Here is a 14,812-nt window from a genome sequence, read left to right on the forward strand (position 1 = left end):
GTGCGGTTATAGTTTTCAAAACATTTACAAAAGATTTAACATGTATGCACATGTTCCATTTGGTTCGTTTCTTCACCTTAACTGGTTTACTTCATGAAAATCATCACCGCCCGTAAGGCAACTCTCCCGCTGCTGCTGGTTCCTGTTATCCTGGCGCCCCTTGAGGCGATAGGCGCGGACGAGCAGACCATGATCGTCAGCGCCACGCCGCAGACCGTCTCTGAACTGGATACGCCCGCCGCGGTCAGCGTGGTCAATGGCGACGATATGCGTCAGGCAGCGCCACGGATTAACTTGTCTGAATCTCTCGGTAGCGTGCCGGGGCTGCAAATTCAGAACCGCCAGAACTATGCGCAGGATCTGCAGATTTCAATGCGTGGCTTTGGCGCCCGCTCTACCTTCGGCGTGCGCGGTATTCGGATGTACGTGGACGGTATTCCCGCCACCATGCCGGACGGACAGGGCCAGACCTCGAACATCGACCTCACCAGCGTGGATAGCGTTGAAGTGCTGCGCGGCCCCTTCTCTGCTCTTTACGGCAACGCTTCTGGTGGCGTGATTAACATTAATACGCAGACCGGCCAGCAGCCGCCGACCATTGAGGCCAGCAGCTATTACGGCAGTTACGGCACCTGGCGCTACGGCATGAAAGCCACCGGCGCGATGGGCGACGGTACGCATGCGGGCGATGTGGATTACACCGTTTCTACCACCCGCTTCACCACCCATGGCTATCGCGACCACAGCGGCGCGCGTAAGAACCTCGCCAACGCGAAGCTGGGCGTGCGTATTGATGACGTAAGCAAGCTGACGCTGATTTTCAACAGCGTGGACATGAAAGCCAACGATCCGGGCGGTCTTGACTATCAGGAATGGCGTGACAACCCGCGTCAGTCACCGCGCGGCGACCAGTACAACACCCGCAAAACCATCAAGCAGACCCAGGCCGGGCTGCGCTATGACCGTCAGCTGAGCGAGCAGGACGATCTCAGCGTGATGATGTACGCCGGTGAGCGTGAAATGACGCAGTATCAGTCCATTCCGTATCAGCCACAGTTGAGACCAACCCATTCCGGCGGCGTGATTGATATGCAGCGACACTATCAGGGCGTCGATACCCGCTGGACGCACCGGGGCGAGGTGCTGGTTCCGGTCACCTTTACTACCGGGCTGAACTACGAAAATCTGAGTGAAGATCGTCGCGGGTACGAGAACTTTGTCATGAACAACGGCGTGCCGGATTACGGTGTAAAAGGCGATAAGCGTCGTGACGAACGTAACCTGATGTGGAACCTTGACCCTTACCTGCAAACCAGCTGGCAGTTAACGCAAAAACTCTCTGTCGATGCGGGTGTGCGTTACAGCTCCGTCTGGTTTGATTCCAACGACCACTACGTTACGTCCGCCAACGGTGATGATAGCGGCGAGGCGAGCTACCATAAATGGCTCCCGGCGGGCTCGGTGAAATACGCCGTGACCGACGCGTGGAATCTCTATGCCGCCGCAGGACGTGGATTTGAAACGCCGACCATTAATGAACTCTCCTATCGTCCTGATAACCAGGGTGGGCTGAACATTGGCCTGAAGCCGTCCACCAACAACACCTATGAAGTGGGCAGCAAAACCCGTATCGGCAATGGCCTGCTGACGGCAGCGCTGTTCCGCACCGATACGGATGACGAGATTGTGGTGGATTCCAGCTCCGGAGGCCGAACCAGCTATAAAAATGCCGGTAAAACCCGTCGTCAGGGGGTGGAAGTTTCCCTCGACCAGCAGTTTGCGGAAAACTGGAAGCTGAAAATGGCGTGGACCTACCTTGATGCCACCTACCGTACCAACGTATGCGGGGATGATAACTGCAACGGCAACCGTATGCCGGGTATCGCCCGCAACATGGGCTTTGCATCGTTTGGCTGGCAGCCAGAAGAAGGCTGGTATGCAGGGACAGACGTGCGCTACATGAGCGACATCATGGCCGACGACGAAAACACGGCCAAAGCGCCGTCTTATACGGTTGTCGGACTCAATACCGGGTATAAATTCAACTACGGCAACTGGGGAATGGATCTCTTTGGTCGCGTCGATAACCTGTTCGATAAAGAGTACGCGGGCTCGGTGATTGTCAACGAGTCCAACGGGCGTTATTACGAACCTGCTCCGGGCCGCAACTACGGCGTAGGACTGTCGGTCTCTTATCGCTTCGAGTAAGGATACGCGACAACCCTCTTCTCTTTCTTATATTTTAACTCCTGTTGGCTAATTGCCAGCAGGAGTTATTCATCAAAAAAATAAATGGATGCGGTAAATAGTCGCGCGCTAAAATAATCTCTCAGTTGAAATATTGTCGCTGTAGCAGATCGTTTGCTTCATCAATCAGCTTATCTATTGCTTTCTTACTCCCTTCAACATCCCTTCTTTCCAGGGCAGCAAGTAAATCTGCGTAATGATAGGTTGACGCCCTGATATCATTCAGCTCCCGGTGGAGATAGTTAATACAGGGACCAATGCGCACCCACAGCTGCTCGATGAGCGCGCTGAGCGTCGGCATCTCCGCGTACTGATACAGCGTAAAGCGGAAAACACGGTTTGCGTATAACGCCTGCTGGACGTTGCCGTTAGACATGGCGTCATGAAAGGCTCCAGACAGCTTGTGCAGCGTTTCCAGCTTGCTCTCGGTCATGTGCTGACAGGCTGCCGCTACCGCCATTGGCTCCAGCTGTTTTCTGATGGCATTTATCTCGTTATAGCGATCTAACGTTACCTCCGGCACCAGGAAGGCCTGCGCCGGCGTGGCGTGCAGCGCCCCCGCCGATACCAGACGTAAAAGCGCCTCGCGAACCGGGGTGATACTGGTGCCTAATTTATCGGCGATCTCTTTCGTAATCAGTCGAGCGCCAGGTTTAAGTGAGCCTGTAATTAACGCCCCTTTTAAACTGATCTCAACTTGCATGGTTAGACTGACTCTTTGCGCTTTTTCTAAATGATCCAAATCAAGCATGTTCAATTCCTGTAGCTAATACTTAACGCTATTTTTAAGCGTCGCTTTTTATAACGACGCTGGTTCGATATATCCTGTATCGTCATGCCTGGTGGTGGGAAGTGCGTATAAACGCAAAAAAAAATACATACAATCTGTTTTTATCGCGCTCTGGCCTTCTATGCTGATGACGCTGGCGCGGTGCCGATATAATTAAAGACAATATATCGTATCTTCACAAATAAATATGGCGGGTTTCCCGCCATATTTTCGTTTATTTATTGTCCGCCGCAACGCGAATCACGACTTTGCCGAAGTTTTTGCCTTCAAGCAGCCCAATCAACGCTTCGGGTGCGTTTTCGAGTCCGTCAGTAACCTGTTCGCGATAGTGGATTTTACCTTCCTGTACCCAACGCCCCATCTCGTCCTGAAACTCTTTAATACGGTGTCCGTAGTCCTGGCCGATGATAAAGCCCTGCATGCGAATGCGTTTCTTCAGCAGGGTTGCCATCAACAGCGGCAAACGATCCGGGCCGTCCGGCAGGCGGGTTGCGTTGTAGCCGCTGACCAGCCCACATACCGGCACGCGCGCGGCGGTATTCAGTAGCGGCAGTACGGCATCAAAGACTTTCCCGCCAACGTTTTCATAATAAACATCTATTCCCTGCGGGCAGGCGGTTGCCAGCTGCGCGTCAAAATCCGCAGCATGGTGATCCAGGCACTGGTCGAATCCCAATACCTCGACAGCATGGCGGCATTTTTCAGCACCACCTGCGATACCGATAACCCGGCAGCCTTTAATCTTGCCAATTTGCCCAACCGTTGCCCCAACCGGCCCGGTCGCCGCAGCCACCACCAGCGTTTCACCGGCTTTTGGCTGACCGATATCCAGCAGGCCCATATAGGCGGTAAAGCCCGGCATCCCGAGCACGCCAAGCGCCCATGAAGGGTGCGAAGGGTTTTCTCCCAGCTTGACCAGGCCGCTGCCGTCCGAGAGTTCATACTCCTGCCAGCCGCTATAGCCCAGCACCCATTCACCCGGTTTGAAATCCGGGTGGTTCGACTGCTCAACCCGGCTTACCGTACCGCCCACCATTACCGCGCCAATCTCAACGGGCGGCGAATAGGAAGGCGCATCGCTCATGCGACCGCGCATATACGGGTCCAGCGAGAGCCACACTGTGCGTAATAGCACCTGTCCCTCTGCCAGAGCGGGCAGCGGCTGTTCTTCTAAACGGAAGTTATTCGCCACTGGCGCGCCGTGTGGGCGCGAGGCCAAAAGCCAGCGACGGTTTCGCGTGGAAGATTGACTCATAAATCACTCCTTTCTCGTGCAAATGTCTCTTGAGACTAGTCCCTTATCTGGCATGATGCTTTGACATTACGAGCCAGACTGATTGAGGCGGACAACCAGATAAATGCAGGCTTCATCGGTCTGATTAATAAACCGACAGTCATTGGGCGGCCCCAGTTCGAGACAATCTCCGGCCTTCATTTCATGCCGGGTATCCCCTTCCTGAAACACCAGCTCGCCAGACTGCAGCCAGATCAGCTGACGTGCCAGCGCGTAAGACGATGCGGGCATCGGCACATCGCTGCCGGGGGGAAGTTCCACCTGCACGAGATCGATAGGCAAATCGGTGCGCGGCGACACATGACGCCGCACGTAATGCGTTTGCGGATCGCGCCAGACCGGTTGATTCGCCAGGCGCAGGAGTTTGCCCTCCTGCATTTCCGCACGCGCGATTAACGTAGACATGCTAATGCCAAAAGCACCCGATAACCGGGCGAGCAGCGTCGCCGTAGGGCTACTGTCCCCACGCTCTATCTTATGGATCATCGCGCGCGATACGCCTGCCCGTTCGGCCAGCTCGCTCAGGGACCAGCCTCGCGACTCGCGTTCGATACGAATACGCGCGCTAATCCGTTGATTCATATTGTCTGTCATAGTATTCATCACGTCATACTATAGTGTATGAACAGTATTTCAATGGCAGTTTTTATAACAAAAAAATAGGGGTTATACCGTAGCCGTAAGACGGCACTTTTGTGTACTATTGTGACATCATTGTACCACTATAGTGAACAGCTCAGCCTGAGGGTTAATCATGATCGTTCGTCATGCCAGTAAAGAAGATTGCGCCGCTATCGGTGAAATATACAACCACGCGGTCCTGCATACGGCCGCCATCTGGAACGATAAAACGGTGGATACCGATAACCGAATCGCGTGGTTTGAAGCGCGCACGCTGGTGGGTTATCCCGTACTGGTCAGCGAAGACGATGGCGTGGTAACGGGATATGCCTCCTTCGGCGACTGGCGGGCGTTCGACGGTTTTCGCCACACCGTTGAGCACTCCGTCTACGTTCACCCGGACCACCAGGGTAGAGGAATCGGGCGGTTGTTGATGAAGGCATTGATTATTGAAGCGCGAAAAATTGGCAAACACGTCATGGTGGCGGGGATCGAAGCGCAAAACCATACCTCCATTCATCTTCATGAGACGCTGGGGTTTGTCACCACGGGACAGATGCCGCAGGTGGGGACCAAGTTTGGCCGCTGGCTGGATTTAACCTTCATGCAGCTGCAGCTTGACGATCGCAGCGAACCGGATGCACTCCCATGAATCAATCGCTCACGCTGGCGTTCCTGGTTGCCGCGGGTATTGGGCTGGTGGTGCAGAACACGCTGATGGTGCGCATCACCCAAAGCTCGTCCACCATTCTCATCGCCATGCTGTTGAACTCGCTGGTTGGCATTGTGCTGTTTGTCAGCATTTTGTTGATTAAGCAGGGGTTCACCGGCTTTCATGAACTGGCGTCAACGGTTCGCTGGTGGACATTGATCCCGGGCCTGCTGGGCTCGTTTTTTGTCTTTGCCAGCATTAGCGGGTATCAGAATGTGGGGGCGGCAACCACTATTGCTGTGCTGGTGGCAAGCCAGCTGATTGGTGGGCTGGTGCTGGACGTGCTGAGAAGCCACGGCATTCCACTGCGCGCGCTGATCGGCCCGGTATGCGGCGCGGTGATGCTGGTGGTGGGCGCCTGGCTGGTGGCCCGACGCCAGTTTTGAACGTTACAGTATGGTGCCGCCTTTAGTTAGCTGTTCCTCACGCGCATCCATCTCTTCTTTGTGCTGCTTACCGTGGTGTGAAATCGCGGTGCGCAGGCGCTGCTGCTGGGTATAGCGGTCTTCCCGGCTCAGCTCTGCATCATCGCTTAATTCAATCAGCAATTCGTTCATGTGGGTAATCACGCTCTCTTTGATGGCGGCATCCACACGGGCTGTTACGTCGTTTAAATGTGACATTGTCACTCCTTGTTATGTGCCCGGTGGCGCTACGCTTACCGGGCCTACGGGTGCCAAATGTAGGCCGGGTAAGGCGTAGCCGCCACCCGGCGATAAAACGCTTAGTTCAGCTTCGCTTTGGAGAAATCGCTGCCCATCAGGCTCACGCTGTAACCCGTCACGTTGCTTCGGGTCGCGTAGAAGGTTTTGCCGTTCGCGAGGGCAATCCACGGCGCCTGCTGGTAGAAAATCTCCTGCGCCTGGCCGTAGAGTTTCGCACGTTCGGCCGGGTTGCTGGTCAGCTTCGCTTTATTCACCAGAGCGTCATAACCCTTGTCGCACCAGCGTGCAGCGTTGGATCCGGTTTTGATGCTGTCACAGCCCAGCAGCACGTCGGCGAAGTTATCCGGGTCGCCGTTGTCGGACATCCAGCCAAACAGCGCGGAGTCGTGCTCGCCCTTACGCATGCCGGAGAGATACTCGCCCCACTCGTAAGAGACAATTTTCGCCTTCACGCCCACTTTCGCCCAGTCGGCCTGAATCATCTCAGCGATACGACGCGAGTTCGGATTATACGGACGCTGAACCGGCATTGACCACAGGGTCACTTCTGCGCCCTTCTCCAGTCCGGCCTGTTTCAGCAATGCTTTCGCTTTTTCAGGATCGTAGCTGTAATCCTTCAGATCTTTGTTGAAGCCCAGCATATTTGGCGGGATCGGCGATTTTGCCACCGTACCCGAACCCATAAACACCGCGTTCACGATCGCCTTTTTGTCGGTCGCATAGTTCAGCGCCTGACGCACCAGCACGTTATCGAACGGTTTTTTCTCGGTGTTGAACGCCAGATAGCCGACGTTAAGCGCGTCGATTGAATGCAGCGTCAGGTCTTTGTTTTTCTTGATGACGTCAAACTGAACCGGCGACGGCGCAGGGATAATCTGGCATTCGTTGGTCTGCAGTTTCGCCAGACGGGTTTCTACGTTTGGCGTGATAGAGAAGATCAGGTGTTTGGTCGGGACCGCGCCCTCCCAGTAGTTCGGGTTTGCGACGTAGCGGATAAGCGAGTCCACCTTATACTGCTGAAGCACGTAAGGCCCGGTGCCAATTGGCCACGTATCGACATTCTCAGGCGTGCCCTTTTTCAGCATCGCATCGGCATATTCGGCGGACAGGATAGAGGCAAAATCCATCCCCCAGTCGGCCAGAAACGCGGCGTTCGGTTCGCTAAGCGTAAACTGGACGTGATAATCATCGACCTTTTTCACGTGCTGAATCAGCTTATCCAGCCCCACGTCGTTAAAATATTCGTAATTGCCCTGCGAGACGTTGTGATACGGGTGCTTAGGGTCTTTCTGACGCAAGACCGAGAAAATAACGTCATCCGCGTTAAAGTCACGAGTCGGCTTGAAGAATTTATTACTGTTAAACTTCACCCCTTTGCGCAGGGTGAACGTATAGGTTTTGCCGTCCGGCGAAATGGTCCATGACTCCGCCAGCGACGGAACCGGGGTGTTCTTCACCGGGTCAAAATTGATCAGGCGGTTATACAGTACCTGAGAGCTGGCGACAAAAGACGGACCCGAACTGGCGATTTGCGGGTTAAACGACTCGGGTGAAGCCTCGGAGCAGTAAATAATGGTATCGGTGTTTGCCGCCCATGCGGCCCCTGCCGGTAAAAGCGTGCTCAACGCGAGAGCAAGCAGTGTTTTCCCTGTAGACATGGTTATAACCCTTTCAGTTTTATTATTGTGAACAGTAATAACAGCACAGCTGTTTTGACCTGACAAATAACGAAACACTATCAGGTTATTCTAAAGCAGAGTTTATTGCTGCTTTTCCAGTCAAGAAAAAAGGCGATTTGCCTTAAGTGCCATTATTCGTCAAGCACAACCGTCGCGATCAATGCCGTAAGAAATCGGCCCTTTTGGCGTCTCCTCAGCCGTTTGTTTGCGTCCCGGTTTCGTTAAAGTAACGGTGTGAAGAAGTCTATGGGACCAAATCGTGGCAAAAACACTTTTACGCAGCGGTAATCTGGATGATTTTCAGGCCGTTGGCGGCGGCGGACAGGCCGTTTTTGAATCAGCGTTGCAAATCCGTGAAGCGCTTCGGCTGCGCAAACAGCAGGCTATTGTCGACTGCCTGGCTATTCCTCAGGTGAACGATGGCGGCGATCGCGTTGACTGGTATTCCCCCGTTGACGGAACGGTATCCAGCTGGAAAGCCGCAGAGGAAGATGAACGTTACCGCGCCCTGCGCTACCTGGAAAACACCCTGGCCAGCGTGGAATCGCTGAGTAAAAAGTGTCTTCAGTCACCGAAAACCGCGCAACAGCTGTTTGGTTCCCTGCTGTCAAAAACCTTCCAGTTCCCCGGCGAAAACTTCCTTTATCTGGTCGATGGCAAACCGGTGATCTGCTTCTGGGGCTTCGTGAACCTTAACGAGAACGCCCGTGACGACGTGCTTGATTGCCTGAGGGAATCGCTGATCCCGGAACCTGCGCCCGTAGTCATTGACGATCCCGAGCCAGAGCCCGAACCTACGCCGGTGATTACCTTTGAACAAGCCGATGAGCCACTCGTGACGCCCGCGACCAGCGTGCGCATCACCGAGGACTCGCTGTACGAACCAGAACCGCCTCGCGTGATTGTGCCGCCTGTAGCAGAAGAACCGGTCCCCGAAATTGTGCCGAAAAAGCGCCGCGTCCCCCTGTGGTCATTGCCCGTCGCAGCGGTGATTGTTGCGGCAATCGCGACCCCATTACTCTGGCCAAAACAGGCCCCCTCTGCTGAACCTGTCGCCGTACCGGCAGCGCCTGTTGCCATTGCGCCAACACCCATTAAGCCGGTAGAACAGCTTGCCATGAACCTGCCTCTGCACCAGGCCGAAGTGCTGGAGCCGAAGGTACAAGCGCCCGTCGCAAAACCAGAGCCTGTCGTAATTGCCGCGATCCCGAAAGATGCCATGGTGATGGAGGCCAATCAGGTCAAAGCAGGCTCGACACGGTTCCTGAACGGAACCTGGCGCGCCCTTCTCGACGTGAAAGATCCGGTCACCGGCAAGCCGCCGTCATTGCGCTACCAAATACAGAATAATAAAGGCACCGCGCGCGTGGTTCACGGCGACAACATCGTTTGCCGCGTCGAGGTGTTCTCCGGGCTGCACAGCAACGGTGAGTTACTGATTAAAACACGCGGCAACGCCCGCTGCACGGACGGCTCACGCTATCCCATGCCTGAAGTCGCCTGCAAAGCAGGCACCAGCGATGTGGCGGAATGTAGCGCACGTTATGATGCCAACACCGTCGTTCCACTGACGTTCAAGAAAGCAGGTGCGTGATCCTATGCTGGTAACTCTTTGCGACTATAAACAGAGCGTCACGCTCATTGCTAACAGCGGCGTACAGTTCCTTGATTTTGGCCTGACCCCGCAGGACACCGCCAGCAATGGTCGTTTCGTGCGTAAAACGGCAAATGGCCCGCTGCTGCGCCTTGATTTCGACCTGGTGAACGGCCGTTACACGCTCCCGGCGAGCGGCGGCAGCCAGCCGGAGGTGGTGAAGCCGGAAAGCACCATTCCACTGCATCAGTCTCTGACGGTACTGGACGGTGTCTGGCTCCCGCTACCGTTCCTGCGCTTTAATCCTCCGCGCACCTTCGTTGATGGCCCGGACAACTGGGCTCGCGTGCAGGTGCGTAAACTGGATACCCCGGATGCGGCAGGCAATACGCATCGCGTGACCCTCGCGCTCGACAGCCAGATTGCAGAACACGCCACTTCCGCGCTGTCGCCTGTCGAAAACGACATTCTGAACGGCACCCGTTTCGCCCTCGCCTGGCGCGATGAAGAAGTGGAAAACTTCCTCGATCAGACCTGGATTGACGGCTGGCTGCGCGAAGCCTTTACCCAGTTTGCGGACGGCGTTGAAAAACGCTCTGAGCGCGAGTTGTACCAGGCAATGCGCAGCTTTGAATATCAGGCGCACTGGCTCAATCTCCTGTCGATGCTCGGCGAGCAGTTGACCGTGCCTGAAGTGAAATTTGTCACCCACACGCTCAGCACCCCTGCCATTCCGGTCGACCTGATCCTCGACGTGGGCAACACCCACACCTGCGGCGTCATTATTGAAGATCATGGCGATGCGAACGATGGGCTACGCCAGACCGCCGAGTTGCAGGTCCGCTCGCTAAGCGAACCACAGTTCCTGAATGAGCCGCTCTTCACCAGCCGCCTGGAGTTCTCCGAAGCGCGTTTCGGCAAGCAGCACTTCTCCGTGGAAAGCGGCCGTGAAGATGCCTTCGTCTGGCCGTCAATCGTGCGCGTGGGAGACGAAGCGCGCAAACTGGCGATGCAGCGCCTGGGTACCGAAGGTAACAGCGGTATCTCCAGCCCGCGTCGCTACCTGTGGGACGAAACCCCGGTGGTTCAGGACTGGCGCTTCAGCCAGATGAACAGCAAAACCCAGCGTGAACCGCTGGCGACCGCGTTCCCGCTGATGAACCTGATGAACGATGACGGTGAGCCGCTCTTCACCCTGCCTCAGGATGAACGTCTGCCGGTATTTTCCCCGCAGTACAGCCGCAGCACGTTAATGACCCATATGCTCTGTGAGCTGCTGGCACAGGCGCTGGGGCAGATCAACAGCGTCGCCACGCGCTTGCGCCTGGGCTTCCCGGCGTCTCCGCGTCAGCTGCGCACGCTCATTCTTACCCTGCCCTCGGCCATGCCGAAACAGGAGCGTGAGATTTTCCGTCGCCGCATGTTTGAAGCCATTGCTATCGTCTGGAAAGCGATGGGCTGGCACCCGCAGGATGAAGATTTTGCCAGCCGCAAACAGCAGGAAAAAAGCGTGGTGCCGGTACCTGAAATTCAGATGGAATGGGACGAAGCCAGCTGCGGCCAGCTGGTCTGGCTGTATAACGAAGCCATCTCCCATTTCGGCGGCCAGACGGAAGCGTTCTTCGCTTCCCTCGCCCGTCCGGATCGTGAGCCTGAACCGGGCGTTCAACCCGGGCGTTCACTGCGCGTGGCCTCCATTGATATTGGCGGCGGTACGACAGATATGGCGATTACGCACTATCAGTTAGACGACGGTTCCGGTAACAACGTCAAAATTACCCCGCAGCTGCTGTTCCGCGAAGGGTTTAAGGTCGCCGGAGACGACACGCTGCTGGACGTGATCCAGCGCTATGTGCTGCCTGCGCTGCAAACCCAGCTGCAGAAATCCGGGATTGCGGACGCTTCCCTGCTGATGGCGTCGCTGTTTGGCGATTCCGGACGCATTGACACGCAGGCCGTGCTGCGCCAGCAAACGGCGCTTCAGCTGTTTATGCCGATTGGACATGCGATCCTCGCCGCGTGGGAATCCAGCGACATTGACGATCCGCTGGCCGGACTGCATGCCACCTTCGGCGATCTCCTTGCGCAAAAACCGACGCGCAACGTCCTGAACTATCTGCAGCAGGCGATCGACCATGCGCTGCCCGCGGGGTCAGAAGCGTTCGATCTCTTTGCCGTTCCGCTGCACGTTAATTTCCGCGAGATGCAGGATGCGATGCTGGCCGGACAGTTCACGCTGGCGTCTCCCCTTCATGCGGTGTGCGAGGCCATTTCCCATTACAGCTGCGATATTTTGCTGATCACAGGCCGCCCGGGCTGCCTGCCGGGTGTCCAGGCGCTCATTCGCCACCTGCAGCCGGTGCCGGTCAACCGCATCGTCTGGCTGGATAAGTATCAGGTGCATGAATGGTATCCATTCAGCCAGCAGGGGCGTATCGGCAATCCTAAATCTACTGCCGCCGTCGGCGCGATGCTGTGCAGCCTGGCGCTGGATCTTCGCCTGCCGCGTTTTAACTTCAAGGCAGCCGACATTGGCGCATACTCGACGGTTCGCTACCTGGGCGTGCTGGATAACACCATCAATACCCTGCGCGAAGAGAACGTCTGGTACCAGGATATCGATCTCGATAAGCCGGGCGCGAAGCTGGATGCCCGTCTCCATTTCCCGCTACGCGGGAACGTCACGCTCGGCTTCCGTCAGCTTGCAAACGCCCGCTGGCCAGCGACGCCGCTGTATACCCTGAGCATTAACTCTGCTGAACTGGCAAAAGCCATTGCAGGCGACGGCGTGCTGAACGTTCGCCTGAAGCTGCGCGGCGGCAGCAAGCACGAAGGGCCGGAGTCCTTCGAGCTCAGCGACGCCTGGCTACAGGACGGCACGCCGGTTCCCCCGGACGCACTGACCTTTAAACTGAATACCCTGGCCGATCGCCGACACAGCGGCAGCCACTACTGGATTGACAGCGGGAGCGTATACCTGAAATGACTGTGACGACTGCCACCACTCAGGCCTTAATCGGGTGGATTAACGACACGCGCCTGCACGCTCCCATGCTGGATAACGATGCTGATGCCCTGCTGTCACGGGTCACGTCCGCCCAGGCGCGTGAGCAGGCCATTGACCGTGCCCTGCTGAGCCAGAGCAGCATCGGGCTGTACGGCCATTCTCAGGCGGCGAAATCGCATTTACTCACGTCATTGTGCGGCAGCGGCAATGGTCGTCTGAATGTGTCACCCGGCCAGCGCACGTTCGACTATTTTTCACATATCAATCCCGGCCATGCGGCAACGAATATGGCCATTCGCTTCACCCGCGAACAGCGGGAGATTGCCGATGAGGCGTTTCCGCTGCGTCTGCGACTGGTAACCGAAGCCGAACTGGTCCAGCTCTTTATTGCGCGCACCACCCTGCACCCGCAGATCCGCCCGGTGGATAAATCCGTGATTGAAGCGCGGCTTGAGAAGTGGCGCGCCTTGCGTCAACCGCAGGGCGTTCCGGGGATCACCGCGCAGGAGGTGGGTGCAATCGCCCGTTTCTGGCAGAGCACTGTTCCCGGTGGGAAACAGCAGATGGACGATGCCCTGTGGCACCAGTTCGCACTGCTGATCCCCTCGCTCGATCTCAGCACGCGTGCCAGCGTCTGGTCACTGCTGTGGGGAGAACAGCAGGAGTTAACCCAACAGTGGCTTAAGCTCGCCCACGTTCTGCATCAAACCAGCCATGCCACGCTGCTTGCGGCCCCCCTTAGCCTGCTGGTGGATAATTTTGGTCTGCCGAGTGAAGGTTTTCTGACTCACGGGGCGCTAACCGCGCCGGAGACGCAGGAAGCGCTGCTGCACCCGATCAGCGACGGTGACGTGCTAAATGCCATCAGCATTCCCGTTGATATCCTCGCCTTCCTTACCCGTGAGCTGGTGCTGCCGGTAGAGGGATGCGTATTTGATAACGTTGATATTATTGATATTCCTGCGCTGTCTGACGACGGAGCTTCGTTGATGACGCAGGCCAAATGCCTGTGGCTGCTGGAACATTATCGTCAACAGCTACAGCCCGATGTACTGGTCATCTGTAACGCCACCGCACATCATCAACAGACGGCAAAAGCTGCGCGAACCCTTCAGAACTGGGTCAAAGAGACGCAGCCTGCGGAAGAATCCGCTCTCCCGGGTCTCGTGTGGGCAATAACGCCGCACGACGCGCGTTTTACGACGAAACAGAATCTGGATGAAGCCGTCCAGCACCTGCTGGGCCAGCCGGGTCTGCGCTGGGGTACGCTGCAGGCGCTGGACAGCCACAGCATGCAGCGCATGATTGAGTGGCTTTCTCAGGCCACGCTGCCGTCACAGCGTCACAAGCGGCTCCATAAGCTAAAAACGCTTTTACAGTTGGATCTGGCGGCACTCATGCAACCTTATCTTGCCCCGGTCACTCAGGATGCAGGGGAAAGACGTTCTCAGGCCGAAAATATGGTGAGAATGCTGCAAAGCAGCGCCGCACGCCATGGTGAACTGCTTGAAGGGCTTTTACCGCCGCTCAAAGCCTTTGAAACGCTGCTGGCAGTCCAGCAACCGCGCGAGGAGCAGGTCAACGGCTTGTTCACCGACGTGATTGACCTGTTCGCGGAAAATACGCAGGAAAGCACCGGTACCGTTCAGACCAAAGATAAAGCACGCCTCGCGCACAAGGTGTGGATTAACCATCTGCGTCAATGGAGCCGCAACGATGCCGCCGCCGCCCGGTTAGGCCTTGAACCGGCGGTTTTACAGCAGGTTGCCGATGTACTCGTCGTCGCCAGTTATCGTCTGGATTTACCTCAGCAACTGCAGCGGATCGTTGAGACGGATAAAAGTAGCGCCGCGCAACTGCATGCGGTGATGGGCAATTTCATTGGCTGGCTGGGTTACGATAAAATGCCGGTTACTGGGCGTCCTGCAAGCCGCATCCGTAAAGGCAAGGCAATCTTTGTTACGCCCATCGTGAGCAGTGCCACCCCGCGTCTCGCGCGTCTGGGCGAGCAACCCGTCCATGCCGCAACGGCATATGTGTACGACTGGCTGGTTGCACTTTATAGCCGCGCGATAGAGAACATTGATTACCAACATCCGCATGATGTCCAGCCTGATGCGCGTCAGGCCTTACAGGCATTATTGCGCTGAACGCTGATTAACAATGTAGCCGCCTTTCCAGCCGGGTGGCGCTGCGCTTACCT

Annotated in this window: 11 protein-coding genes; 6 read left to right on the plus strand and 5 right to left on the minus strand. The window is 56.4% G+C overall.

The features are described 5' to 3' along the window. Nucleotides 1-93: 93 nt before the first annotated feature. Nucleotides 94-2,208, plus strand: a complete 2,115-nt coding sequence (gene pqqU, locus EXW94_RS04740) for a TonB-dependent receptor PqqU (protein WP_174339617.1) — start codon at nt 94-96, stop codon at nt 2,206-2,208. Nucleotides 2,209-2,329: 121 nt separating this feature from the next. Here the strand turns inward: pqqU and EXW94_RS04745 are convergent, their stop codons facing one another. The 3 genes from EXW94_RS04745 to EXW94_RS04755 all read right to left on the minus strand — a co-directional run bounded on the left by EXW94_RS04745 (nt 2,330) and on the right by EXW94_RS04755 (nt 4,934). Further along, nucleotides 2,330-2,998, minus strand: coding sequence for a GntR family transcriptional regulator (locus EXW94_RS04745; RefSeq protein WP_108417373.1), 669 nt, complete (start codon nt 2,996-2,998; stop codon nt 2,330-2,332). Nucleotides 2,999-3,251: 253 nt separating this feature from the next. Then, the gene (locus tag EXW94_RS04750) at nt 3,252-4,292 is read right to left on the minus strand and encodes an NADP-dependent oxidoreductase (RefSeq protein WP_120158235.1); all 1,041 of its coding nucleotides are present in this window, start codon (nt 4,290-4,292) and stop codon (nt 3,252-3,254) included. A gap of 66 nt (nt 4,293-4,358) precedes the next feature. Next, nucleotides 4,359-4,934 (minus strand): XRE family transcriptional regulator, encoded by a 576-nt coding sequence (locus EXW94_RS04755; protein WP_126816261.1) that lies wholly within the window; start codon nt 4,932-4,934, stop codon nt 4,359-4,361. Between the two features lie 151 nt (nt 4,935-5,085). On the opposite strand from EXW94_RS04755, the gene EXW94_RS04760 reads away from it, so the two are divergent. Continuing rightward, the gene (locus EXW94_RS04760; protein WP_174339618.1) at nt 5,086-5,604 is read left to right on the plus strand and encodes a GNAT family N-acetyltransferase; all 519 of its coding nucleotides are present in this window, start codon (nt 5,086-5,088) and stop codon (nt 5,602-5,604) included. Next, on the plus strand, nt 5,601-6,050 hold the full coding sequence (locus tag EXW94_RS04765; protein WP_010431505.1) for a DMT family transporter: 450 nt from the start codon (nt 5,601-5,603) through the stop codon (nt 6,048-6,050). The genes EXW94_RS04760 and EXW94_RS04765 overlap by 4 nt, the downstream gene beginning before the upstream one ends. Before the next feature lie 3 nt (nt 6,051-6,053). Here the strand turns inward: EXW94_RS04765 and EXW94_RS04770 are convergent, their stop codons facing one another. Next, the gene (locus tag EXW94_RS04770) at nt 6,054-6,287 is read right to left on the minus strand and encodes a YdcY family protein (protein ID WP_010431507.1); all 234 of its coding nucleotides are present in this window, start codon (nt 6,285-6,287) and stop codon (nt 6,054-6,056) included. 101 nt (nt 6,288-6,388) lie between these two features. Then, complete coding sequence (locus tag EXW94_RS04775) at nt 6,389-7,987, minus strand: ABC transporter substrate-binding protein (RefSeq protein WP_174339619.1); 1,599 nt, start codon at nt 7,985-7,987, stop codon at nt 6,389-6,391. A 280-nt stretch (nt 7,988-8,267) separates the two neighbouring features. Here EXW94_RS04775 and EXW94_RS04780 point away from each other — a divergent pair, with 280 nt between their 5' ends. The 3 genes from EXW94_RS04780 to EXW94_RS04790 are packed head-to-tail and all read left to right on the plus strand — an operon-like array spanning nt 8,268 to nt 14,759. Next, nucleotides 8,268-9,602, plus strand: a complete 1,335-nt coding sequence (locus EXW94_RS04780) for an SrfA family protein (RefSeq protein ID WP_108417369.1) — start codon at nt 8,268-8,270, stop codon at nt 9,600-9,602. A gap of 4 nt (nt 9,603-9,606) precedes the next feature. Then, nucleotides 9,607-12,588 carry a virulence factor SrfB gene (locus EXW94_RS04785; protein WP_089600105.1) on the plus strand — a complete coding sequence of 994 codons (2,982 nt, stop codon included), beginning with the start codon at nt 9,607-9,609 and terminating at the stop codon, nt 12,586-12,588. Continuing rightward, nucleotides 12,585-14,759 (plus strand): virulence factor SrfC family protein, encoded by a 2,175-nt coding sequence (locus tag EXW94_RS04790; RefSeq protein ID WP_174339620.1) that lies wholly within the window; start codon nt 12,585-12,587, stop codon nt 14,757-14,759. The genes EXW94_RS04785 and EXW94_RS04790 overlap by 4 nt, the downstream gene beginning before the upstream one ends. Nucleotides 14,760-14,812: the final 53 nt, after the last annotated feature.

Origin of the sequence: Enterobacter sp. JMULE2 (assembly GCF_013337145.1) — a bacterium.
Lineage (GTDB): Bacteria > Pseudomonadota > Gammaproteobacteria > Enterobacterales > Enterobacteriaceae > Enterobacter > Enterobacter mori.